The organism is Acinetobacter sp. TGL-Y2, assembly GCF_001612555.1.
GTDB lineage: Bacteria > Pseudomonadota > Gammaproteobacteria > Pseudomonadales > Moraxellaceae > Acinetobacter.
Map to the genome: position 1 here is coordinate 662,919 of NZ_CP015110.1, position 24,856 is coordinate 687,774.

Annotated in this window: 22 protein-coding genes; 10 read left to right on the top strand and 12 right to left on the bottom strand. The window is 40.7% G+C overall.

Annotated elements, in window-relative coordinates; all coding sequences use genetic code 11:
* Positions 1-35: 35 nt before the first annotated feature.
* The 3 genes from AMD27_RS17955 to AMD27_RS03105 form a co-directional block, all read right to left on the bottom strand.
* Positions 36-584: an IS630 family transposase gene (locus AMD27_RS17955; RefSeq protein ID WP_081405914.1), complete on the bottom strand. Its 549-nt coding sequence runs from the start codon at positions 582-584 to the stop codon at positions 36-38.
* Positions 581-955 (bottom strand): IS630 transposase-related protein, encoded by a 375-nt coding sequence (locus tag AMD27_RS03100; protein WP_067655598.1) that lies wholly within the window; start codon positions 953-955, stop codon positions 581-583. Before AMD27_RS03100 ends, AMD27_RS17955 begins: the two co-directional genes overlap by 4 nt.
* Positions 956-1,073: 118 nt before the next feature.
* Positions 1,074-1,727, bottom strand: coding sequence for a LysE family translocator (locus tag AMD27_RS03105; RefSeq protein WP_067656221.1), 654 nt, complete (start codon positions 1,725-1,727; stop codon positions 1,074-1,076).
* A gap of 133 nt (positions 1,728-1,860) precedes the next feature.
* Between AMD27_RS03105 and AMD27_RS03110 the strand changes: the two genes are divergently transcribed.
* On the top strand, positions 1,861-2,334 hold the full coding sequence (locus tag AMD27_RS03110) for an Lrp/AsnC family transcriptional regulator (protein WP_067656224.1): 474 nt from the start codon (positions 1,861-1,863) through the stop codon (positions 2,332-2,334).
* A gap of 93 nt (positions 2,335-2,427) precedes the next feature.
* On the opposite strand, the gene AMD27_RS03115 is transcribed toward AMD27_RS03110, so the two are convergent.
* From AMD27_RS03115 to AMD27_RS03135, 4 genes are all read right to left on the bottom strand, one after another.
* On the bottom strand, positions 2,428-4,572 hold the full coding sequence (locus AMD27_RS03115; RefSeq protein WP_067656227.1) for a 3-hydroxyacyl-CoA dehydrogenase NAD-binding domain-containing protein: 2,145 nt from the start codon (positions 4,570-4,572) through the stop codon (positions 2,428-2,430).
* A gap of 11 nt (positions 4,573-4,583) precedes the next feature.
* Positions 4,584-5,789, bottom strand: a complete 1,206-nt coding sequence (locus AMD27_RS03120) for an acetyl-CoA C-acetyltransferase (protein ID WP_067656230.1) — start codon at positions 5,787-5,789, stop codon at positions 4,584-4,586.
* A 672-nt stretch (positions 5,790-6,461) separates the two neighbouring features.
* Positions 6,462-6,677, bottom strand: a complete 216-nt coding sequence (locus AMD27_RS03130; protein WP_067656236.1) for a cold-shock protein — start codon at positions 6,675-6,677, stop codon at positions 6,462-6,464.
* Positions 6,678-7,206: 529 nt separating this feature from the next.
* Entirely contained in the window at positions 7,207-8,217 is a 1,011-nt protein-coding gene (locus tag AMD27_RS03135) for an AraC family transcriptional regulator (RefSeq protein WP_067656239.1), read from the bottom strand.
* 210 nt (positions 8,218-8,427) lie between these two features.
* On the opposite strand from AMD27_RS03135, the gene AMD27_RS03140 reads away from it, so the two are divergent.
* Together AMD27_RS03140 and AMD27_RS03145 are read left to right on the top strand one after the other, a co-directional pair.
* Positions 8,428-9,546, top strand: coding sequence for a CaiB/BaiF CoA transferase family protein (locus AMD27_RS03140; protein ID WP_067656242.1), 1,119 nt, complete (start codon positions 8,428-8,430; stop codon positions 9,544-9,546).
* Between the two features lie 185 nt (positions 9,547-9,731).
* Positions 9,732-10,727, top strand: a complete 996-nt coding sequence (locus tag AMD27_RS03145; RefSeq protein ID WP_067656245.1) for a DUF2804 domain-containing protein — start codon at positions 9,732-9,734, stop codon at positions 10,725-10,727.
* 62 nt (positions 10,728-10,789) lie between these two features.
* Here AMD27_RS03145 and AMD27_RS03150 read toward each other — a convergent pair whose 3' ends face one another.
* On the bottom strand, positions 10,790-11,665 hold the full coding sequence (locus AMD27_RS03150) for a metal-dependent hydrolase (RefSeq protein ID WP_067656248.1): 876 nt from the start codon (positions 11,663-11,665) through the stop codon (positions 10,790-10,792).
* 198 nt (positions 11,666-11,863) lie between these two features.
* Positions 11,864-12,739 carry a metal-dependent hydrolase gene (locus AMD27_RS03155; RefSeq protein ID WP_067656251.1) on the bottom strand — a complete coding sequence of 292 codons (876 nt, stop codon included), beginning with the start codon at positions 12,737-12,739 and terminating at the stop codon, positions 11,864-11,866.
* A 148-nt stretch (positions 12,740-12,887) separates the two neighbouring features.
* Here AMD27_RS03155 and AMD27_RS19320 point away from each other — a divergent pair, with 148 nt between their 5' ends.
* On the top strand, positions 12,888-13,208 hold the full coding sequence (locus tag AMD27_RS19320) for a hypothetical protein (protein WP_322843237.1): 321 nt from the start codon (positions 12,888-12,890) through the stop codon (positions 13,206-13,208).
* A complete protein-coding gene (locus AMD27_RS03160) occupies positions 13,193-13,933 on the top strand; it encodes a helix-turn-helix domain-containing protein (RefSeq protein ID WP_322843238.1) in 741 nt (246 codons plus the stop codon). The genes AMD27_RS19320 and AMD27_RS03160 overlap by 16 nt, the downstream gene beginning before the upstream one ends.
* Positions 13,934-13,997: 64 nt before the next feature.
* Here the strand turns inward: AMD27_RS03160 and AMD27_RS03165 are convergent, their stop codons facing one another.
* Positions 13,998-15,329, bottom strand: a complete 1,332-nt coding sequence (locus tag AMD27_RS03165; protein WP_067656254.1) for a Na+/H+ antiporter NhaC family protein — start codon at positions 15,327-15,329, stop codon at positions 13,998-14,000.
* 351 nt (positions 15,330-15,680) lie between these two features.
* Between AMD27_RS03165 and trpA the strand changes: the two genes are divergently transcribed.
* From trpA to AMD27_RS03185, 4 genes are read left to right on the top strand one after another with little or no spacing between them, the layout of a single operon-like run.
* Positions 15,681-16,484 (top strand): tryptophan synthase subunit alpha, encoded by an 804-nt coding sequence (gene trpA, locus AMD27_RS03170; protein WP_067656257.1) that lies wholly within the window; start codon positions 15,681-15,683, stop codon positions 16,482-16,484.
* Positions 16,481-17,377 (top strand): acetyl-CoA carboxylase, carboxyltransferase subunit beta, encoded by an 897-nt coding sequence (gene accD / locus AMD27_RS03175; RefSeq protein ID WP_067656262.1) that lies wholly within the window; start codon positions 16,481-16,483, stop codon positions 17,375-17,377. The genes trpA and accD overlap by 4 nt, the downstream gene beginning before the upstream one ends.
* Positions 17,374-18,663, top strand: a complete 1,290-nt coding sequence (folC, locus tag AMD27_RS03180; protein WP_150115747.1) for a bifunctional tetrahydrofolate synthase/dihydrofolate synthase — start codon at positions 17,374-17,376, stop codon at positions 18,661-18,663. The genes accD and folC overlap by 4 nt, the downstream gene beginning before the upstream one ends.
* Positions 18,650-19,663: an SPOR domain-containing protein gene (locus tag AMD27_RS03185; protein WP_416202800.1), complete on the top strand. Its 1,014-nt coding sequence runs from the start codon at positions 18,650-18,652 to the stop codon at positions 19,661-19,663. Before folC ends, AMD27_RS03185 begins: the two co-directional genes overlap by 14 nt.
* A 344-nt stretch (positions 19,664-20,007) precedes the next feature.
* On the opposite strand, the gene AMD27_RS03190 is transcribed toward AMD27_RS03185, so the two are convergent.
* Together AMD27_RS03190 and AMD27_RS03195 are read right to left on the bottom strand one after the other, a co-directional pair.
* The gene (locus AMD27_RS03190) at positions 20,008-20,820 is read right to left on the bottom strand and encodes an MBL fold metallo-hydrolase (RefSeq protein ID WP_067656265.1); all 813 of its coding nucleotides are present in this window, start codon (positions 20,818-20,820) and stop codon (positions 20,008-20,010) included.
* A 276-nt stretch (positions 20,821-21,096) separates the two neighbouring features.
* Positions 21,097-21,732: a peroxiredoxin gene (locus tag AMD27_RS03195; protein ID WP_067656268.1), complete on the bottom strand. Its 636-nt coding sequence runs from the start codon at positions 21,730-21,732 to the stop codon at positions 21,097-21,099.
* Positions 21,733-22,064: 332 nt separating this feature from the next.
* Between AMD27_RS03195 and secA the strand changes: the two genes are divergently transcribed.
* Positions 22,065-24,794, top strand: a complete 2,730-nt coding sequence (gene secA / locus AMD27_RS03200; protein WP_067656271.1) for a preprotein translocase subunit SecA — start codon at positions 22,065-22,067, stop codon at positions 24,792-24,794.
* The last annotated feature ends 62 nt before the right edge of the window (positions 24,795-24,856 follow it).

Below are 24,856 nucleotides of genomic sequence, written 5' to 3' on the forward strand. Positions count from 1 at the left end.
TGATGAGTGAAATATAGCTGGATTTAAATTTTAAGCTACATTGCCTTCAAGCCTAAATCGAGCGCTTCTTCTATGTTTTTGTCAAAACGGACAGCGATACTTTTAACTTTGGATTTTAGCACTGACCATGCTTTTTCAATTGGATTTAAATCTGGACTGTAAGCAGGCAAGTACATGATTCTACAGTTAAAGTCTTTGGCTAGTTTTTTGATATCTCCGTTCTTATGAATCGAAGCGTTATCTAGAATCAGCAGATGTCTTTTGGTCTTATCTTGATTATCTTTGGTTAAATTTTCAAGTAGATATCTCAACCATCCCGTGAACATTGCTCGATCGCATGAACCTTGAAAAATCAAAGGGTAAAGGAACTGATACGCTGAATTAGACCTCACAGCACTGATGATACTTAATCTTTTACCATGACCACCCAATTTTAAAGCAGCGCAACGACTGCCTAGTTTAGACCAACCATATTGCGCTGTATCTGTGGTGTTTATCCCAGACTCATCAATATAAAGAATCTGATCTTCCCCAAACGCCTCTTTCCATTGCGGAAGAAACCAGTTGAATACAGCCCTTGTTATTTTGTCGGCTTGCTTATAGAGAAAACTCTTTTTTTACGTGTCCAACCAAGTCTATGAATGGCTTTTAACAGGGTTGAGTAAAGGATTGGATACCCAAACTTTTGTTCAAATAAAGGGATGAGATCTTTCACTTGAGAAAATTCAGTAGTTTCAATAAAGTGTTTGAAAGCATCCATATCCTTGATTTTAGTGGGTCGACCTGCATTGATTTTAGGCTGTTTCAATTCTCCAGTGGTGTTTTGAAGAAGAATCCAATCATCCAAAGTGGTTCTAGATATTTTAAAGGTTTTACATGTATATGATTTGTGATTATTTTCTTCATAAAACTGCATGACTTTTTCACGTAAATCCACTGAATATACTTTAGGCATGATCTTGAACAAATTAATTTTTTATCATTGTATCCTAAAATAAGATTGCAGCTATACATACTTCAAATGAGGACACGCCCTAGAATCTTGAGTCATAAAATTTAGAAGTACCTTCATTTTAATTCAGATGCATAATTTTGTTCAAAAGCATATAGGTTGCTAAGGATGCTAATATCAGGGCAATCGCTTTTAATAAGCGTTGCTGATTGCTTTTTATGCTTAAAAAACGCTTCATTTTGATTGCTGAAAAAATATATAGACCACCAACAAGTAATAAAATAACGATAGTTAAAGTGATCATAATCATCAGAGAGGAATAAGAGATGACGAAACTTGAACCGAAGATGCTAGGAACAATCGCAAGATAAAAAGTGATGGTTTTAGGATTACTTAAGGTCAAACTTAATCCATTGAAATAATCTAAAAAAAATAATTTAGGTTCGTTTGATGGATTTTTTATATTTGATAAAATCAACAAGTCTGCTTTGGTTTGCCATAATTTGAACGCAATATAATATAAGTAGGCACAAGCACAGCAGATGAAAATTAAAGAAAATATTCCATCGAGTAGATTGGTAATCGTGCTGATACCAAATAATGCAATCATTAAATAACATAGGTCACCTGTGATTAGACCCAATAACATCATCAAGCCGTTTCTATAATGGCTGGTCAGTGTTTTTAGGAGGAGTGCTGTCATTCCTGGTCCTGGAATGAGTGCTGCAAGACCTAAAGTGAAGATGTATAAAATGAGTGTTGATGGACTAAACATGATGATCTCGTTTTAATTTTTCATGATTTTCGATTATTTTTTTGGGTCAAAATTATCTATTTCTTCCTCGTTTTTTATTGTTTAAGGTATAAATTTAATAATATATTTTAATTTTGGGTAAAAAATTTCAAAAATGAAAATAGACCGCGTTGATGAGAAAATTTTAAAAGTTTTACAGCAAGATTCTAGAACGACCAACCTACAGTTGTCTGAACACATTGGTGTATCTGCATCACCGTGTTGGCGACGAGTAAAGCGTTTGGAAGACGAAAAAATCATTAAAGGTTATGGTGTTTTATTGGATCGAAGAAAACTCGGCTTAGGGGTCATGGTTTTTATTCGAGTCTCTATAGATAGTCATAGCGAAGCAGAAGCTAAAAAATTTGAAGAAAAAGTATTGGAGCTTGAAAATGTAGTGGCTTGTTACAGTATTGGAGGAGATGCAGATTTTCTATTACAGGTGGTATCCCAAGATTTAGATACGTATGCAGATTTTTCAATGTCAACGATTCGACGTTTACCAGGCATTAAGGAAATGCAAAGTATGTTTATTCTCAAAGAAATTAAACCCTTTAAAGGGTTTCCTATTGGCAAAACATTTAATTAATTCTGTAAAGATAATTTAGAGCGGAATAATGTATTGAGAATTAAAAAAAACCTCTCGATTAGAGAGGTTTTTTTTAACTGATTTGATGAAGACTTAAATTTTTTCGCCTGACTTGGCTTTATCTAATAAAAGCTGAGGTGCTTTAAAACGCTCACCATATTTGGCTTCTAAAGCTTGCGCGCGTGTCACCGCTTTGCTTAATCCATATTGATTTAAGAACTGTAAAGCACCGCCAGTCCAAGGTGCAAAACCAATACCAAAAATTGATCCGATATTCCCATCGACCACTGATTCAAGCACACCTTCCTCAAGACAGCGTAGGGTGTCTAGAGACTGCACAAACAAGAAACGGTCAATGATTTCTTGTTCAGAGATATCGTTGTCTTTTTTCCAGTGCGTTAAACCGTCCCATAAATGCTTTTTACCATCTTGAGGATAGTCATAGAAGCCTGACCCAGCAGCTTTGCCTTTACGGTTAAACTGATGAATCATGGTTTCAATCACTTCATCTGCACCTGAGCGAGGTAAGTCTTTGCCTTCAGCCTGTAGGGCCTTACGTGTTTCACTTGTAACATGCTCAGATAAGGTTAAAGAAACTTCATCTTGAATCGCCAGTGGCCCAATTGGCATACCTGCTTTAAGCGCTGCCATTTCGATTTTGGCAGGATGAACGCCTTCTGACAGTAAACGTAAGCCTTCTTGAACGAAAGTACCAAAGACTCGACTGGTAAAGAAGCCACGGCTGTCATTCACTACAATCGGGGTTTTGCCAATTTGCTGCACGTAGTCATAGGCTTTGGCCAATGTTTCAGCAGAAGTTTCTTTGCCTTTAATGATTTCAACCAATTGCATTTTGTCCACAGGACTAAAGAAATGCAGACCAATAAAGTTTTTCGCATTTTGACTTGCTTGCGCTAAACCAGAAATCGGCAAAGTCGAGGTATTCGATGCCATGACACCGCCAGCAATCAAGTGTTTTTCAGCCTCTTGGGTGACTTTGGCTTTGAGTTCCTGATTTTCAAAGACGGCTTCAATAATGAGATCACAGCCTTTTAAATCTTCACTCGACGCTGTAGCGGTAATCAGACTTAAAACTTGGTCACGCTTTTCTGCGGTCATACGACCTTGAGAAACACGTTTGTCCAGCAATTTTTGGCTATAAGCTTTGCCTTTATCCGCAGCTTCCTGTGACACATCTTTGAGTACCACTTGAATGCCTTTGATCGCGCTTGAGTACGCAATGCCTGCGCCCATCATGCCTGCACCCAAAACACCTAATTTAGTCGCTTGCCACTTTTCTACATTTTGCGGACGGCTTGCACCTGATTTAATCGCATTGAGTCCATGCCAAAACGTACCGATCATATTTTTAGAAATCTGACCTGTTGCAAGATAAGTAAAGTAACGTGATTCAATGGTCAGTGCTGTATCTACATCGACCTGAGCACCTTCCACCGCAGCTGACATAATGGCTTCAGGGGCAGGGTAACAACCTTTGGTTTTATCTCGCAGCATAGCTGGAGCAATCGCAAGGACTTGCGCCACTTGTGGTGAAGAAGGCGTGCCGCCCGGAATTTTATAACCTTTTACATCAAAGGGTTGTTGTGAGGCTTTTATAGATGGGGGATTAGCTTTGACCCAAGCGATCGCTTTTTCAAACAGTTCTTCATTTGATTCGGCAGTGTCATGAATTAAACCCAATGACTTCGCTTTATCCACGCCAAACTGTTTGCCTTCCATTAAAAATGGGAAGGCATTTTGTAAACCCAGCAAGCGAACCATGCGCACGATCCCGCCGCCACCTGGCAGCAAACCTAAAGTGACTTCAGGCAAACCAAATTTTGCTTTTGGATCATTTAATGCAATACGGTAATGACAGCCTAAGGCAATTTCCCAACCACCACCGAGTGCGGTACCGTTTAAGGCTGCAACGACAGGCACGCCTAAGGTTTCGATATAGCGAAACTCAGCTTTCATCTTTTGAATCATGCCAAAAAATTCAGTTGCATGTTCAGGTTGTGCTTGAATCAGCTCATCTAGATCACCGCCAGCAAAAAACGTTTTTTTCGCAGATTTAAAAATAATCCCTGTAATACCCGACTCAGCTTTGAGTTTGGCAACAGTGTCTTCTAAAGCCACACGAAAATCGCCGTTCATGGTGTTGGCAGATTGGTTTGGAGAATCTAAGGTCAGAATCACAATGCCATCAGCATTTTTTTCAAATTGAATTGCACTCATTATTCTTCTCCTTAAACCAACTCAATAATGGTCGCGATACCCATACCACCACCCACACATAAGGTTGCCAAGCCACGCTTTTTACCTTGGCGTTCCAGTTCATCAAGCAAAATGCCCAAGATCATGGCACCCGTTGCGCCAAGTGGATGCCCCATGGCAATCGAGCCACCGTTCACGTTGACTTTTGCAGGGTCAACTTTAAGTTCTGTAATGAAACGCATGACGACTGCAGCAAATGCTTCATTGACTTCAAATAAATCAATGTCATCAATGGTGAGACCTGCTTTCTCCAAAGCCTTACGCGCAGCAGGCGCAGGGCCAGTCAACATAATCGTGGGGTCAGTACCCACCAGTGCAGTTGAGAGAATTTTGGCACGTGGTTTTAAACCTTGCTCTTTAACTGCTTTTTCAGAGGCAATCAAGACCACTGCAGCACCATCGACAATGCCTGATGAGTTTCCAGCATGATGTACGTGATTAATTTTTTGCGCTTCTGGATATTTCTGTAAGGCAACAGCATCGAAGCCCATACCACCCATCATTTCAAAACTTGGATTAAGCCGAGCTAAACCTTCAGCCGTAGTGGTGGGTTTAATAAATTCATCTTTGTCTAAAATCACAACGCCAGCTTTGTCTTTGACAGGCACGATGGATTTATCAAAATGTCCGGCAGTTTGTGCTGCTGCTGCTTTTTGTTGTGAATTTGCAGCAAATGCATCGACATCAGCACGCGTGTAACCATCTAAAGTCGCAATTAAATCAGCACCAATGCCTTGTGGGACAAAGGTCGATTTTAAATTGGTTTCAGGATCAAGCGCCCAAGGACCACCATCTGAACCCATCGGAATACGAGACATGGATTCAACGCCACCCGCCACCACAACATCTTCCCAACCTGAGCGGACTTTTTGTGCAGCTAAGTTGACTGCTTCAAGACCAGAAGCACAAAAACGGTTAATTTGCACACCCGCAACATCATCATTCCAACCTGCAGCAATCGCGGCAGTTTTTGCAATATCAGAGCCTTGGTCACCAATTGGAGTAACACAGCCCAACACAATGTCATCCACCTTTGATGTGTCGAGCTGATGACGTTCTTGTAATTCATTCAACAGGGTGGTCAATAAAGTGATGGGTTTAACTTCATAAAGTGAACCATCTTTTTTTCCTTTTCCGCGTGGTGTGCGAATGGCGTCAATGATATATGCCTCGCTCATATGCATTCCTTTTTTATAAATTAAACATTGTTATGGTGTCTTCGAGTGTAATTGATCTTATACATTCTGCAATGACGAGAACGAATCAGGTCAATGGAGGTTTCTGCCAATATCAAATTTATAGACACTTAACCGCAAACCGTAAAAAAACCAAAAAAGATCAGTATTCAAACGTGGTTCAAATTTTTAATATCTTTAAAATAGTGTGTCTACATGCGATCAGTCTGAATGATTGGAATCAATAAAGTATAATCAGTGAAAGATCTGAATCAGTTTCGAACATCAGTATCAACATGGGATACCCCTATCGGCTATATCGAAAATAGAGTCCAAACTTTTGGAATTACGTTGCGGCACGTTCTTATTTTAATTTTTTAATGATGATGTCAGGTTGCTTTTTATGCGTAGAGGATCTATGACCATAATTTCTTTTAAAATCTATCTGCGCTGGACGAGTTTGGTATGAGGAGGAGAGCTTAGTCGGATATTTTCTGAAATGAGATTTTAGCGATAAGCATCTCAATCGTTTTTATTCTTATATTAAGTATCTATTTTGCACGCTTTAAAAATAAGGCATCCTCAAATTTAAGACGAAAAAAAAAGCCGAACAGGTCGGCTTTTTTATCACTATAAGAACAAGATCAGATCTTATTCTTCATAGTTCAGTATTTTTTAAACTGCAACGATGTTTACAGCATTTGGACCTTTTTGGCCTTGAGCAACGCTGAATTCAACTTGCTGACCTTCGATCAATGTTTTGAAACCAGAGCTTGCGATTTCGCTGAAATGAGCAAAAACGTCAGGACCATTTTCTTGTTGAATGAAACCGAAACCTTTAGTTTCGTTGAACCATTTAACAGTACCTTTAACAACAGCTGAATTTGACATAATAAATCCTATAGATTTTAATAATTTTAAGTCTTTTTATAGACCAATGATAACTTTGAAAATATAAAGAATGGAACTTAAAATCTAAAAAACGAAGGATTATGACTAAAACTGCGATACTTAAAGAAGATTTACCGAAACAAGACTTTTTTTCTAGTTGAGTTAATCTTACATCAATTTAATAATTATTCAAGTTATTTATACCAAATATTTATTATTCTGATATTTAATAGGGTATTAAGCTCGAATTTAAATTCAAATTAGACATTAATACTCAATTTTGTCCCTATAAACGTACAAAAAAGCCCAACATCCTGCTGAACTCTTTTTTGTATAGGTTTAATTCGATATGACTCCTGTCGTATCTCACGTTCCTTATGATGGTATTTATTTATTGTATTTTATAAAGAACATCCTGTTCTGTATGCCCACATGTTAGGAAAATCTAAACCAATCATCTAGAGGCAATGAACCTAGATCATAGTCAGTCAATCAATGCTTCTAGGCTCATTACTTGGTTTATGTTTAATTAATGATAACCATGCAGTTGGCGATACAGACCCGGAGTCACCCCAGTCCATTTTTTAAATGCACGGTGGAATGTACTGGTTTCACTAAAACCGACTTGCTGTGCCACGTCTTCTAAAGTCAAAGAAGGATTAAGCAATAAATGAATCGCAGCATCACGACGTAGCGCATCTTTTACACCCTGATAGCTCTTACCTTCGGCAGCCAAGCGACGACGTAAGGTTTGCGGTGATAAATATAGCATTGCCGCTACATCATTCAAGGTCGGCATTTCTTCACCAATCTGACTCTTTAAGACTTCACGAATACGTGAGGTAAGAGAATTGGTATTTTTGAATTTCACCAACAGCTTGGCAGGTGCGCCTTTTAAAAATTCCTCAAGGGTATTCTCATCTTGGCGAATCGGTAGATCTAAATAATCTGCTGCAAAGGTGATTTCTGTTCGCGCTGAATCAAATTGAATCACGGGTGCAAAGAATAGGGCATCGTATTCATCTGCATGTTGCGGACGTGGATAAGCGAAATGCACGCGTTCTAATGGAATACGGCGTTCAATTAACCAAGATGCCAAGCCATGCCAAATCATCAGCATACTTTCAGTAATGAAATGATCTGGATCCATGCTTCTTGGAATAATCGGAACCAAGCGTGCTTCATGTTTATCACGCTCTAAACTCACCGACCATTCATCGCCAAACAATTTGTAAAATTGCGAAGAAAGCTCTAAGGCTTCACCCAGCGTTTTAGCATGGATGATGAGCTGACTCATGATGGCAAACGTCCCTAGACGACGGGGCTGGATATCAAATCCAACGTGTTCGTCTTGGGTGACCATCCATAACATTTTGACAAACCGGGTGTATTGCTCTGGAGAGATACGTGCTTTAGGTTGACGAAGGAGTTCAGCTTCGATTCCGACGTGCGAAAGCAAAGTATCAACATCCATCCCTAGACGTTTGACGCCGGTGAGGGCAGCATTCACGAAATGGATACTAATCGTATCGCGGCTCATGTTAAATCCTTCAGTCTCTTTGATGTTCACTTCTTCTTGACCTAAATGACGCTAAGAAAATTAAAATTAGCAATTTACACTAGAGTAATTGCTCTTTTACATCATAAATTGCCGAAACTATCAAGGTAAATGGCTGAACATGACATTGTATAGATACTTTTATATTTCTATGATGGATGAAAAATCAACATTATTGGGATTATTTGTATTATGACAGCAGCACTCAAAGGATTAAGAGTTCTTGATTTTTCAACCTTACTGCCTGGACCTTTTGCAACCTTATATCTGGCAGATTTAGGTGCAGAGGTAGTTCATATTGAATCGCCAACACGACCTGATTTGGTTCGAATGTTACCGCCTTATGCCAATGGTCAGGCTACCTCTCATAGTTATTTAAACCGTAATAAACAATCAGTTACACTGGATTTAAAAGACCCCAAAAGTATTGAAGCGGTCAAACAAAAAATTTCTGATTATGATGTGGTCATTGAACAGTTTCGTCCAGGGGTAATGCAACGCTTGGGATTGGACTATCAAACCTTGGCCGAGATCAATCCCCGCTTAATTTATTGTTCCATTACGGGTTATGGTCAAACGAGTGCCTATAAAGATAAGGCCGGACATGACATTAATTATGTGGCGTTATCTGGCATTGCGGGTCATTCAGGTCGTGCAGAGAGTGGTCCGCCGCCTATGGGAATTCAAATTGCAGACGTGGCAGGTGGTTCTCTGCATGCCGTGATTGGGGTTTTAACTGCGGTGATCGAGCGCCAGCAAAGTGGTCTAGGTCAGTATATTGATATTTCTATGACCGATTGTGTGGTTGGCTTAAACAATATGGCAGCAGCGGCAGTGCTTGCGGGTTCACAAAAACAGCAGCCTGAGCAAGAGCATTTAAATGGCGGCACTTTTTATGACTACTATGCAACGCTTGATGGTCGTTATATCTCCATTGGTAGTTTAGAACCGCAGTTTATGACAGGCCTTGCAACCACACTCGAATTGCCGATACTTATACAAAAAGGCACGTCTTTTGATGCTGAAGACCGTCAGGCGGTGAAAGAGGCAATAGGGCAAAAAATTAAAAGTAAAACCTGGGACGAATGGAAAACCATTTTCTCATCTCTGGATGTGTGTGTGGAACCGGTTATGCATTTAGATGAAGCACTGAATTCTGATCTGGCTCAGCAGCGTGGTTGGGTGGTCGATGTCCCATTAAAACCAAATTCGACCGAAACAGAACGACAACTGGCCTGTCCGATTAAGTTCTCCAGATCACAAGCGAGCTACCATTATATTGGTCAAGAACTAGGTGAGGGAAAGTGGTAATCATTTTTTATCTTTAACGTATGCTTTGCTTAAAAAAGCCAGCTTGATCACTGGCTTTTTTTATTTTTTGCTGTGTTTTCTGGTTCGATAATTCAACATTTTCATAAATAATAAAAATAGGTAATAATGACAATAGTCGACTAAAGTCTAACCTTATTCAAAGTTGGACAATGGAAAAGTTTTCAATGGATTTGATACAAGCAAATGGACAGCCACGTTATGGCCGCTTTAGTGAGCCACCCAGTGCAATTACGGTTGAACGTTATATTTATAAAACGCCTTATGGCAAACCCTTAAATGGTTGGCGAAAAAAACTAAAATATAAGAAATTTAAATTTTGCAGCATTCAGCATGAGCACTATAGCATTGGCATTGCTATAGTCGATATTGCATGGGCGGGACATGGCTTTATTTATATTTATGATCATCAAACCCAGCAAGTGTTGGAGTGGAATGCCATTAATGTCATGGCACATCATACCGTTTTGGATGAACAGCCGCTCTATAACCACAGTCATTTTCACAGTTCGCCTTTTAGTTTGGATATTCAACATGCCAATGGTGTGCGCTATATTAGTGTCAAAAAACATGGTGAAGAAAAGCTAAAAGCACGTATTTTTTGTGCTGGAACGGATTCCTTAAGTATGTGTAGTCCGACGGGTATTAATGGTTGGACTTATACCCAAAAGCTGAGCACCTTGACGGTGGAAGGCTTTTTCATGAACAAAGAAAATGAAAAAAATGAATTTAACGAACGCAGTTTTGCATCGCTTGATGACACCTGTGGTTTTTTAAGACCTGAAACAGCGTGGTTTTGGTTGTCGTGTAACTTTTGGGATAAACAAGGCAATCGTATCGGATTGAATCTAGCCTCTGGCGTCAATGAAAGTTTTGGCAATGAGAACTGTCTTTGGATCAATGGGCATTTGTTTGGACTGTCGGATGTATTATTTGAAATGCAAAGTGAGCAGGTCTGGAGCATTCGTTCGCTGGATGAAAAGCTTAATCTGACTGTAAACACCGGTTGGCGACGCTATGAAAACCTAAATTTGCGTATGGTCTGTAGTCAATTTAGTCAATGGCAATCCAAAATTACAGGGCAGATTGAAACAGAAGATCAGGGTATTGTTCATTTTGATCAACAATATGGATTGCTTGAGCAACACTACGCGAAGTGGTGATTGTTTGAGATCCTAATAAAAGCTCATCTAATCAGGTGAGCTTTTTTCTTTAAATGATGATATTAGTGAGCTGCCTGCCAAAAAGCCTCACCTGCGACAATTGGATCTTGTGTTGTATTTAAAGTATCTACCCAAACTTGATATTGTTGAATAATCGGATGTTGACTCGGGTGAAATTTAGGATCAAACCAATCTAAATAGTCCTGTTTTTTTACGGTCAGTATGCCTTTTTGACCAAGTAACCATTTCAAGCCTTCTTTAAACATTTTGACTCTTTCAATACGAGTAAATCCATCTTGTTTTAATAAACCATGAGTTCGTTGCATGGTAAAACCAAACATCATGATCGTAACCAAAATCAGAGCGGTATACCGAACTACGTTTGAAGTTTTCGCAACATCGACCATCACATCATAAGCAACGTCACGGTGCTCCATTTCCTCAATACTATGCCAAGCAAAAAGTCCGCGAATAAAGGGGTGTGCACCCTGCATGGTACTTTTTTCGCTAAAAAATGTGGTCGCCATCAATGCTGTCAAATGCTCGCATGATGCTGTAATCGCAATATTAAAGGTGTTTGGATACCGTTTTAGGGCGTGTTTGAAACGTTGATTGACCTGTCGAATATATTTTTCAATAGGCATTCCTTGATTGATCAAAATTTTATTCATTTTGTCATGTGAAATGCCATGTTGTGCTTCTTGTTGAATGAAAACTTTCACACGATTCGCTAATTCAGGATCTTCGATTTGATTTTGAAAAAGTCGTACACACTGAATGAAATAACGTTCGCCATCTGGAAAGGTCAAACTCAACGCATCAAAGAGTCTTGATTTAAAAGGATCATTATCGAACCAGAAGCGAGGCACTTCATCTAAGCGAAAATCTAGATTTTTACGAACGACTGGATCTAAAGAAGGATGATTGATTGCATTCATTTTATTTTTATCACTCAAATCAATTGAATTAAGATTATGCAAAAAAAATTAAATAGGATCTCTATCATTAAAGATCATTTCATTTGTCATAATGCTCTTTATGAATACCCAACAATTCAGTGCATCGACTCCGTGTATCGAGGTCAACGTGATCAATTGATTTTAAAATGTTAAGCAATCAAGCACTTCGCACCTAATTTATTTACCTGCTTGCCAAAACGCTTCACCCGCTTGGATAGGATCATTGGTTTCCGCCAGTGTTTTTAACCAAACATCATATTGGGCAATAATCGGATGCTGGCTGGGATGAAAATCTTGCTTAAACCATTCAGCATAAGGTTTACGCATTTTGGTGAGCATACCATTGCTTCCGACAAACCAAGGCAGACCTTTAACGGTCATTTTCAGTCTAGATAAACGGTCAAAACCATCATGCTTGAGCATGATATTGGCACGATATGTGGTAAATCCAAGCATCAATACCGTGGTGAATGCTAAGGCAAATTTTCGGGTAAGTTCGGGAACTTCACCAACTTGTTTCATTACATCAAAAGCAACATCACGATGTTCCATTTCTTCAATCGCATGCCAAGCCAATAATGCACGAACATAGGGATGAGCATCCTGCAACGTTTCTTTATGACTGTAAAAAGTATCTGCCATCAATGCCGTTAAATGTTCTGCGGCAGCCGTCATTGCAATGTTATAAGCAGGAGAGCGTTTAGTCAGCTCGAATTTAAACATTTTGTTCAATGTTTGAATGAATTGATCAACAGGCATGCCTTGATCTTTCATCACTTGATTCATTTTGTCATGCGCCATACCGTGCTGGGCTTCTTGACGAATAAAATCAGCCACGCGCAGTTGTAGTTTCGGATCTTTAATTTTGTCTCTAAATAAACGTACCGACTCAATAAAATAACGCTCGCCGTCTGGAAAAGTCAGGCTTAAAGCATCAAACATGCGGGTTTTAAATGGATCACCCCCAAACCAAAAACGCGGAATCTCCTCTAATTTAAAATTAAGATTTTTACGAACCACGGGTTCAACAGTGTATTGGGTGAAAGCATTCATTTTAATTTTACTGGCATCACTTCAGATCATGTCAGTATGGCGTTCATTCATCGCTTTGTTTTGACAATTCTTGCCATTTTTTATACATTTTACGACAAAAGAAAATCTAAAATGTCAGCATCTAACCTAATGAACGGAATGGAATAAGATGAAAGATGTATACATTCCCAATGGTTATTTTCATTTGTGGTATCGGTACATATGTGAGCTTCATCTTGATCAGATTCTTTTGCTTAATATTGGGGAAGATCGTAGTTATCTTGATGAAATTTTGAATTTGCCTTTGGCGGGGCAGTCCTCGCATGCTTTTTTTATTGAATTAATTGAACAGACACGTCAAGTGGCACCGCCTGATTTTATTTTTCAAATGGCAGAATATGTCAAAGCCGAACATTTCGGTGTCCTTGGGTATATGGCAACCCGAAGTGGCAGCGTGGCAGCGTGGCAGAGGCATTGCAATACATTTTAAAGTTCAGCCGTTTGGTCATTGATGGCGATGAGATTACGCCGATGCACATTCAGCAAGAAGGGACATTGCTGAAACTCAGTTGGCCTTTGATTACTGAGGAATATGCTTGGATCAATGAAATCACCACTGCCATGATGATCAAACTGGCGAAACACATTTTACCTGAAGGGTTATTTCCATTAGAAAAAGTGTTGCTGGCACATGAGCCATTGATGGCAAGTTATCATTATCAAAAGTTCTATGGCTGTGAGGTGCTGTTTAAACACAGCGAATATGCGCTGATGCTGAGTTTAGGAAGTCTTGCGCTAAAACCCCAACACGCAGATCCGTCATTGATTCATTTGCTGATCCAGCAAGCTGAAGATGCAATCGCCTCTAAAATAAGCCACGATTCGATTGATCAACAGTTGCATGGGATTGTGGCGGAATATTTAAGGCTCAAACAAACCGTACCTAAAATTGAAGACATTGCGTATGAGCTGCATGTGTCTGTCAGAACCTTACAGCGGCAACTGAGCGCTTTAAACACATCTTTTAAAAACATTATTGAAACTGAACGCATGGCGCGCTGTGAAAATTTACTACTACAGCTGAGTTTCACTGAAATAGCGCTAGCGCTGGGCTATTCAGATCAATCTGCTCTAGCAAGAGCTTATAAATCATTTCATGGGCATACTTTATTAGAACGCAAGAAAATGCTAAAAAGTGCACATAAAAAAAAGTAAGTATGTACTTACCTTTTTAAATTTAACCAAGCGTATTTTTAGGTTTGATTGTGAGCTTACTTATTTATGCCTGTTTCAGCCGTGGATAGCGGAATATAATCGATAATACTGCAATCACTGCCAGCACCCAACAATAGTAAACCGAGCCGATCAATTCAACAGGTGATAATTTTGCAATGGAACATGCCAACAGCAACTGTGCGCCAAAGGGAATCAGACCTTGAACCACACATGAAAAAATATCCAGTAAGGCAGCAGCACGCTTTGGGTCGACACCATATTCTTTGGCCACTTCACGTGCCATGTCACCCGATAAAATAATCGCAACGGTATTATTGGCCACAAAGAAGTTGGAAAAGACCACCAAGAAACAAATGCCAATTTCACCTGCACGTTGTTTACCGACCTTAAACCATCGCGTCAAACTATAAATGCGTTGTATCAGCCATTCTAAACCGCCTTCTTTTTGCATGATGGCAGAAATCCCGCCCAAGAACATGGACAATAATGCCACTTCAAACATGCCGACAAAGCCATCAAAAATGGCATTATTCAGTTTTAGCACATCAAAATCAGCTTGGACAATGAGTCCTGCCAAACCTGAAATGATGATGCCCAAACTCAGTACGGCCAGTACATGCAAGCGGGTAAATGCCAAAATGAAGACCGCTAAATAGGGCAGAATTAACCAAAAGTTATAGGCAGTATATGCAACATTTTGTGCATTAAATTTTAGCAACATATAGCCGCATATTGTCAGTAGCGCAGCGGGGACTGCAATCCAAACATTCACTCTAAATTTGTCTCTGAGCTCGACATTTTGACTGCGTGTTGCTGCAATGGTGGTGTCGGAAATCATCGATAAATTGTCACCAAACATCGCCCCTCCGACGACTGCACCAATGGCAAGTGCAGGATTAATATCCGTGACTTGAGTGAAGCCAAAAGCAATCGGGGCACAGGCTGCAATCGTGCCCATGGATGTGCCCATGGCGGTCGCAATAAAGGCTGAGATAAAAAACAGCATTGGGAGGACAAATTCTGGTGGAATAATCGATAGCCCAAATTGCACCGTTGCATCTACACTGCCAATAGCGCTGCTCACACTGGCAAACGCGCCTGCTAGCATAAAAACCATAAACATGAGAATCAGGTTGGGATGACTGGCACCTTTAAAAAACTCCTCAATACCCGCGTTGAGTTTGCCGCGGTAAAGCACGACTGCAAGAATAATCGCAGGGAGCGCAGCCACCGGTGCCTTCACTTGATAGAAGGCAAACTCAGTGCCGATCAAGGTGTGATAAATACCACTGCCTAAGAAAATAGCTAAAAAAACAATAAGCGGTAGAAGGGCAAGCGCTCTGGGAGGAGCTTTACCTTGGGAGTATGTGGTCATAACAAAAGTAATAAATAAGTAAGCCGCTATAGTATAGAACAGCTTTGGTTAATTCAGAAAAATTAAAATGTAATGCATAACGTGCTTTTTTTTAACCATTTTTCGGGCTGATCGCTAAGCTAATCTTCAAATTGAACCTTTTAAAAAAGCCAAAAAAACGAGCTATTTGATCATTGTGAAAAAAGCCAAAACATTGATAAATATGCACTCGGGTTGTTCAATGAATATGAGATGGATTTGTCAGTGCGCATGCTCTGTTCAATGAGTAAAAAATAGCGTTACAATGAGCTGTCTTGTATTCATACAAAACAAACTCCTCAATTTTATACAATTCAAGGAATGCACAACCCTATGTCACGTTTAGCCACACGATTTGCACAGCTTAAATCTCAACAGCGTAAGGCTCTTGTTTCTTATGTCATGGCGGGTGACCCTCAACCACAAGTAACAGTTCCGCTGTTGCATGACATGGTCGAGGCAGGGGTGGATGTGATTGAACTTGGATTGCCATTTTCTGACCCAATGGCAGATGGTCCTGTGATTGCTTTAGCCGCTGAGCGTGCTTTAGCTGCGGGCACCAATACCCTTGATGCATTGAATATGGTCAAGCAATTCCGTGAAAAAGATACAGAAACACCAGTGGTTTTAATGGGCTATTTGAACCCAGTAGAAGTCATTGGCTATGAGCGTTTTGTATCGATTGCACATGATAGCGGTGTAGACGGCATTCTTTTGGTGGACTTACCCCCTGAAGAAGCCAAAGATTTGGCCGTAGTACTGAAAAAGTATCAGATGGATCAAATCTTCTTACTTGCACCGACCTCTACGGATGAGCGTATTCAACACGTGGCAAATCAAGCCAGCGGCTTTATTTATTACGTGTCATTAAAAGGGGTGACCGGTGCTGCAACTTTGGATGTCGCAGATGCTGCTGCACGCATTCAAAAAATCAAAGCGGTGACCCATGTGCCAGTGGGTGTTGGATTCGGAATTAGTGATGCTGCTTCTGCGAAAGCAATGGGTAGCGTTGCAGATGCTGTGATTGTGGGAAGTGCTTTTGTCAAACCATTTGCCAACATTGCACCTGAACAAGCTGCTGAGCAAGCGGTCAACAAAGTCAAGGAGCTTCGAGCTGCGCTCGATGAGTTAGTATGAATCAAGAAGTGAAATCAGGGAAAATTTTAAGTCCAGTTACACCATGGACTGACCGCTCAGTGCCGGGGATTCACGTACCTGATGAACAACAAACATTAAAAGCCACATTTACAGAGCCAACGATTGAATGCCCTGAATGTCATGCTTTAGTCACGCGTACCGCGATGTCGTTCAATGCTTATGTATGTCCGCAGTGTGATGAACATTTGAAAATGAAGGCACGCGATCGTCTGAATTGGTTTTTTGACCAAACCACAGGCGAGCTGGGACAAGAGTTTGTAGCCAAAGACCCACTCAAATTTGAAGATTCAAAGCCATATCCAGTGCGTATGAAAGAAGCACAGGAAAAAACCGGTGAAACTGAAGCTTTGGTGGTGATGCAAGGTCAGATTAAAGGTTTATCTCTCATCGCATGTGCATTCGAATTCGACTTTATGGGCGGATCAATGGGCACTGTGGTGGGTGATCGTTTTGTGCAAGCGGCAGAAAAAGCCATTGCGACTAAACAACCGATGGTCTGTTTTGCAGCGTCTGGCGGTGCACGTATGCAAGAAGGCATGTTGTCTTTAATGCAAATGGCACGTACAGCAGCTGCGATTCAAAAAATGAAAGATGCACACATTCCGTATATCGTGGTGCTTACCCATCCTGTGTATGGCGGTGTGACTGCATCACTTGCAATGCTGGGTGATGTACATATTGCTGAACCGAAAGCTATGATTGGTTTTGCGGGTAAACGTGTGATTGAGCAAACCGTGCGTGAGAAATTGGAAGAACCGTTCCAACGTGCAGAATTTTTGCTTGATCATGGTGTAATCGACCAAATTGTTCATCGTCATGCATTACGTGATACTGTATACCGAATCGTATCAAAGTTGATGAATTTGCCTTGAAGCTGAATGCTCCATTAGAAACTGATGATTTAAAAACATGGCTCGATTATTGGAGCCATGTTCACGTTACAGGGATTGATTTAGGTTTAGAACGCGTCATTCCTGTGGCGGAAAAGTTAGGTGTTGTATCCCCCAATGCAACAGTATTCACCGTTGCTGGAACCAATGGTAAAGGGTCAACTTCGACCACTTTAGCCTCGATTTTACAGGCACAGGGTTACCATGTTGGGCTATATCAATCGCCGCATATTTATCGTTTTAATGAACGAGTCAAATTGTCTGGGATTGAAGTAGATGATCAAGCGCTTGTAAATGCTTTTGTGTTGGTAGATCAAGCACGCCGCGAATGTGGGTTAAGCCTGTCTTTTTTTGAAGCCACGACACTTGCGGCTTTTGTTATTTTTAAACATAAAAAATGTGATGTTTGGGTGCTTGAAGTCGGGCTTGGCGGTCGTCTAGATGTGGTCAATGTCGTGAATCCAAATCTTGCTGTCATCACCAATATAGGACTTGATCATACCGATTGGTTGGGTGATACCATTGAAAAAATTGCATTTGAAAAAGCAGGCATTATTCGTCCGAATATTCCGGTAATTTTTGCTGGTCAGCAAGATATGCCTCAAGCCATTCAAGATAAAGTTGATCAGTGCCATGCACAGCTGTACGCATTAAATCGTGATTATTTTTATGTAGAAGCGGAAGATGGTCTAAGCTGGAATTTTGCATCTGCTGGTACGACGCTTAAACTTCCACATGGTACTCTGGCTGTCGATAATATTTCAACGGCGGTAGCAGCAGTTTTACTCAGTGGGCTGGATGTAGATCAGGCATCGATTGCTCAAGGCATTGTGGACGCTCATTTACCAGGTCGTTTTGAAATTCGAGAAATTGCGAGAAAAACCGTCATTTTCGATGCGGGTCATAATCCTCATGGTGTTGAGTTTTTGTTAAAGCAATTGCGAAAATTCTTAGAATACAATAAACAGTACACAGAAGTTGTCGCTGTTTTCTCGATGCTTGCAGATAAAGACATAAATTCTGTGGTTAAGTTATTGAAAAACACTGTATTCAAGTGGAAAATTGCAGAGATGGGTGTACCAAGAGCAGCACCATTAAAGCAATTGGAATCTGCGCTTTCGGGCGAAACAGTACAACATTACCAACATGTACAAGCAGCATTTCAATCAGCGCTTGAAGAATCAAATAATAATCAGCTGATTTTGGTGTGTGGTTCGTTTCATACCTTAGAGGCGGTCTGGGAGTATTTAGACAATGTCAATGAATAACAAACAACGCTGGATGGGAGGCGTTGTGCTATTGGGTGGTGGTGTTTTATTGGCCGCGCTTTTACTCAAAGGTAAAGAAGAAATACATCAGAACCAAATGCCAAGCCCAAATCAACCGGTCGAAACGGTTCGACAGGGCAATGCCGCATCTGAAACGGTACAGCTGCAACCGTTGACGGTAGATGTTGAAACTGAAAAACGGTTGCTTGAAGAACAGCGCCGTTCACGTGAAAAAGCAGTGGCTGAACAAGAAGCCCGATCTGCTGAATTTTTACGTACTCAGCAGCAAGCTGAAGCTGAAGCTGCCCGTCGTGCCGCTGAAGAATATGCAGCGATGAATGCTAATCGTACAGGTGCTCAGCAAAGTTCAGACAATATTCCACCTGAACTGATTGAGGACGAAAAAGCCAAGGCACAACGCTTAGCTGAAGACAAAAAAGCAGAACAGAAAAAACTGGAACAGCAAAAAGCCAAAACAGAGCAAACCACTGCTGAGCAAAAACGCGTCGCAGATGAAGCCAAGAAAAAAGCACAGGCTGAGCAGTTAGCTGCAGATAAAAAATTAGCAGACAAGAAAGCTGCTGAGAAGAAAGCGGTCGAAGATAAGCGTAAAGCTGAAGACGCCAAGAAAAAATCAGATATAGATAAGCTTGCGGCGGAGAAGAAAGCTGCGGATGAGAAAAAACGTAAAGCCGAAGAAGCCAAGAAAAAAGCTGAAGCCGATAAAGCACGTGAATTATTGGAAAATGGCGATAAGCAGTGGATGGTTCAGGTCGCTTTGGCAGCCAACGAAGCCAATGCGGACGCTGTTGCTGCAAAATTACGTGCCAAAGGCTACAAAGTTACCAAAAGTCCAACCTCAAAAGGTATTCGGATCATGGTGGGTCCATCAAAAGATCGTGAATCGGCAGATGCTGCGCGCAAGAAAATTAACACTGATCCGAGCTTAAACATGAAGTCGGCTTGGGTTATCGATTGGGTGCCACTCGAGAATCGTTAATTAAACTTAACGAAATAAAGACTATTAAAATGGATTCGAGAGCTGCTCTCGAATCCATTTTTTCTGGTGAGGACGAAAGATTTTCTCGTTGTTGATTTAAATCTGATGAAAAATATGACTGCTGTATTTGACATGATTTAAAACGACTTGGTTCGCCAACTTCGACAAGATACCCGTACCGGTTTGATAAAAAATTTTGATAAAAATGTGGACTTGATGAATCACACTGCATCATTATTTTGGATGCTATTGATTTGCTAAGGGCGCTTTGGATATACGTCTTTTGGGAGTGACATCATTTCAACCGAATCAAGCAACATCTATGGGTTACTTCACTGATTACATCATGATTGATAGCGGCCGAATTCAATCGGATCATGCGCACAAATGATTTCAATTTCAGGATGATTTTGCGCGAGCAGTTGAATCTGCTTTAAGCTCTGTATGCGCTGTAGATTATCATGAGCAAATAAGCGCTCAGTCATCTCTAAAGCAGGGAGTTGGGTCTTCGGGTTCAATTGTTGATGTGAATAATACGCATCGCCACAGAACAATAGCCAATGCGCTTTTTGTTGAATTGCAATTCCGCAGTGACCCTCACTATGACCTAACAGCGGAATCATCAAAATCTCGTCTTGAAAGATTTTAAAATTTTGTACTTTGGAGAAGTGATACCAAGACTCACCAAACTCAGGCTCAATAAAATTCCAATAACGATGCTGTTTTAACTGCTCTGACTTATAGCGAATTTTATTTTTATAATTGAAGTTTTGTGTCGCATTAAATTCACTAGAAAGGACATGCACCATGGCCTGTGGAAAATCTGAAATTCCACCTGCATGATCAAAGTCTAAATGCGTCACCAAAATATGTTTCACATCGGACGGTTTAAAGCCGAGTTTTTGAATCTGTGCGATGGCAGTCAAATTGATATCGTTTTTGATCGTACCAAACTTGGAAATGATCGTGCCTAAACGCTTTTGGGTGTGCAAATAATCCTGCATGCCAAGTCCAGTATCAACCAGTACCAAACCTTGATTTGTTTCGAGCAAGAGACAATGACAAACCAATTTTGCCTTGAATCCGCGTTGACCGAACAGAGGCGCACAGTAAGGACAGAAGCTTCCGCAATTTAAATGATGAATCTTATGAATCATAGTCAGTTTTTTTTGAATTATTTAAACTGTTATAGCGCAAATCATTCACAGCAATAAAGATATTTAAAGCGCACGCTTAAAATAGTCAGTGATTTTGATGCTAAAGCAATAAAAACCTGCCCGAAGACAGGCAATCGACATTTAAGGCGACTCGTCAAATGTGTCTTAAATGATTTTAAATTTAGGTAGTTCAAAAACACCTAAATTTGTCTTTGTTTCAATTTTATTAGGGGCTTAACTTCTCAGATCGTATCGATCGGATCGTGTTTCTGATTTTTACTTCGGTTGTTGCGTCAAACGTAAATAAGGCGTCACCGCGGTATACCCCGTTGGAAAGCGTTGCTGAATTTCAGCTTCATCTTTCAGTGAGGGTAAAATCACCACATCATCACCTTGCTGCCAGTTGGCAGGTGTAGCCACTTTGTGCTTATCAGTCAATTGTAATGAATCGACCACGCGCAAAATTTCATGGAAATTACGACCAGTGGATGCGGGATAAGTAATGATTAAACGCACTTTTTTATTGGGATCAATAATGATCAGTGAACGAACGGTTAGGGTTTCACTGGCATTGGGATGGATAAAGTCATACAAGGTCGATACTTTACGGTCTTTGTCTGCAATGATCGGAAAATTAACGTCAGTGCCTTGGGTGCTATTGATATCTTTAATCCAGCCATGATGTGACTCCACATCATCGACAGAAAGTGCGATGGCTTTGACCCTGCGCTTGTCAAATTCATGCTTTAATTTTGCAGTAAAACCCAGTTCAGTGGTGCAGACAGGCGTGTAGTCAGCAGGATGTGAAAACAAAATGCCCCAACTGTCGCCGAGAAAGTCATAAAATGAAATGATTCCCTCGCTCGAATCTTGCTCAAAATCTGGGGCGATATCACCTAAACGTAAAGTCATTTTGGAACCTCATTGTTAGAATAGTGGTCTATGATTGAAGATTAATATCGACCCATTTTCTTAGAATTAAAAATAGCGTTTTATTATTTCTTTATGAGAAAATAGAATATATAAGATTGAGTCATGAAAAAAATCCACAGAATTGATGCGAATCAACTATCTATGGAATGGCTAAATTTGCTACATTAATCCGCCGTCGCTCATACGTGATAGACACCTTGGTCAGAAAATTTTGAATGCTTTTGTGTAAAACCCTTGTACTTCAAATTTCTAGCACCATAATAACGTCTGAGAAAATTTATTTTGATAAGCAAGTTTTAGAGAGTCTATACATGTTGGTAAGTCTGATCGGAGGAATCTTCGGTACTAAAAACGAGCGCGAACTGAAGCGTATGCGTAAAATTGTCGAGAAGATCAATGCGCTCGAGCCGGCCATATCTGCACTAAATGATGCAGACTTATCTGCAAAGACCGAAGAATTCAAACAACGATATAAAAAAGGCGAAAGTCTAGATCGATTGTTAGCAGAAGCATTCGCGGTGTGCCGTGAAGCGGGTAAACGTATCATGGGAATGCGTCACTATGACGTCCAGTTGATTGGTGGTATTACCTTACATGAAGGTAAAATTGCTGAGATGCGCACAGGTGAAGGTAAAACCCTGATGGGTACTTTGGCTGTATATCTCAACGCCATCAGTGAACAAGGCGTTCACGTGATTACCGTGAATGACTACTTAGCGCAGCGTGATGCTGAGTTGAACCGTCCACTGTATGAATTTTTGGGCTTAAGCGTAGGGGTGATTTACTCTATGCAAAGCCCGACTGAAAAAGCAGAAGCTTATCGTTCAGATATCACTTACGGTACCAACAACGAATTCGGTTTTGACTACCTACGTGACAACATGGTATTTTCTCTCGCTGAGAAAAAACAACGTGGCTTAACTTATGCAATTATCGATGAGGTCGATTCGATCTTGATCGATGAAGCGCGTACCCCACTGATTATTTCGGGTCAAAGTGAAGATTCTTCGCAGCTTTACGCGGCGATCAATGCGATCCCGCCAAAACTCAAAGCACAAAAAGAAGAAAAAGTCGCAGATGGTGGTCACTTCTGGATTGATGAAAAGCAACGTTCAGTGGAAATTACTGAAGCTGGTTTTGAAGCGGTTGAAGCTGAACTGATTGAAATGGGCTTATTGGCTGAAGGCGAGAGTCTGTATTCAGCAGCAAATTTAAACTTGGTTCACCACGTGACTGCTGCAATTCGTGCGCACTATCTGTATCAACGTAATGTTCAGTATATTATTCATGACAATGAAGTGATTATTGTGGATGAAAATACTGGTCGTACCATGCCAGGTCGTCGTTGGTCTGAAGGTTTGCATCAAGCGGTAGAAGCCAAAGAAGGTTTAGAGATTCAACCTGAAAACCAAACCCTTGCAACAACAACATTTCAAAACTATTTCCGTTTATACAAAAAGCTTTCAGGCATGACCGGTACTGCCGACACTGAAGCTGCAGAAATGAAAGAAATTTACAACTTGGATGTGGTGCTGATTCCAACGCATCGTCCAATGGTGCGTAATGACCAAAACGATTTAATTTATTTAAACCGTAATGGCAAATACAATGCCATTATTGAAGAAATCCAGAAAATTCATGAAGCGGGCGTTGCACCAATTTTAATTGGTACAGCGACCATTGAAGCCTCTGAAATTTTGTCTGATAAATTAAAAGAAGCGGGCATTATTCACGAAGTTTTAAACGCGAAACAACATGAGCGTGAAGCAGATATTATTGCGCAAGCCGGTTCACCGCGTGCAGTCACCATTGCCACCAACATGGCGGGTCGTGGTACAGATATTTTGCTCGGTGGTAACTGGAAAGCGAAGTTAGAAAAAATTGAAAACTACACTGCCGAAGATGTTGAGCGTCTTAAAGCGGAGTGGGAACAGAACAACCAAATGGTGCTGGATTCAGGTGGTTTACACATCATCGGTTCTGAGCGTCATGAATCACGCCGTATTGATAACCAGTTACGTGGTCGTTCAGGTCGTCAAGGTGACCCTGGTGTTTCACGTTTCTTCTTGTCACTTGAAGACGACTTAATGCGTATTTTCGCAGGTGATCGTGTTGTGGGCATGATGCGTGCGATGGGCTTGCAAGAAAATGAAGCGATTGAACACAAAATGGTCTCACGCTCAATTGAAAATGCGCAGCGTAAAGTGGAAGCACGTAACTTCGATATTCGTAAGAATCTCTTGAAATATGATGATGTCAACAACGAACAGCGTAAGATCATTTACTCACAGCGCGATGAAGTTCTAGCGGAAAGCACGCTTCAAGATTACATCGAGTCAATGCACCGTGAAGTCATGAAAGGTGTGATTGAAACGTATATTCCACCAGAGTCGATTCATGACCAGTGGGATATTCCAGGTCTAGAGTCTGCACTTCGCAATGACTTAGGTATCGAACTTCCTGTTCAGCAGTGGTTAGATCAAGATCGCCGCCTCGACGAAGAAGCATTGGCTGCCCGTATTTCTGATGCAGTGATTGAGCGCTACCGTAGTCGACGTGCGCAAATGGGTGATGAATCCGCAGCAATGCTTGAGCGTAACTTTATGCTCAGTGCTCTAGATCGTCACTGGAAAGATCATTTGGCAGCGATGGATTACTTGCGTCAAGGGATTCATTTACGGGGTTATGCACAGAAAAATCCTGAGCAAGAATACAAAAAAGAAGCCTTTAACTTATTTGTCAGTATGTTGGCTGTAATTAAGTCAGATGTCGTGACCGATTTGTCATTGGTGCGTTTACCAACCGCTGAAGAGTTGGCAGAAATGGAAGCACAGCAGCAAGCGCAAGCAGAAGCGATGCAACTGTCTTTGTCGCATGCTGAAGTGGACGGCTTAACTGGTGAACAAACTTTAGATCAACAAACAGCTCGTCAAGAGGCGACAGACTTTTCAAGCACAAGCTTTACACCACCTGAAAGTCGTAATGCACCTTGCCCATGTGGTTCAGGTTTAAAATACAAACAGTGTCACGGTAAAATTTAATCGTGGTAGTAAAAAAGCAGAACTTGGTGTTCTGCTTTTTTTATCGCTGGACTTTTCTGTTT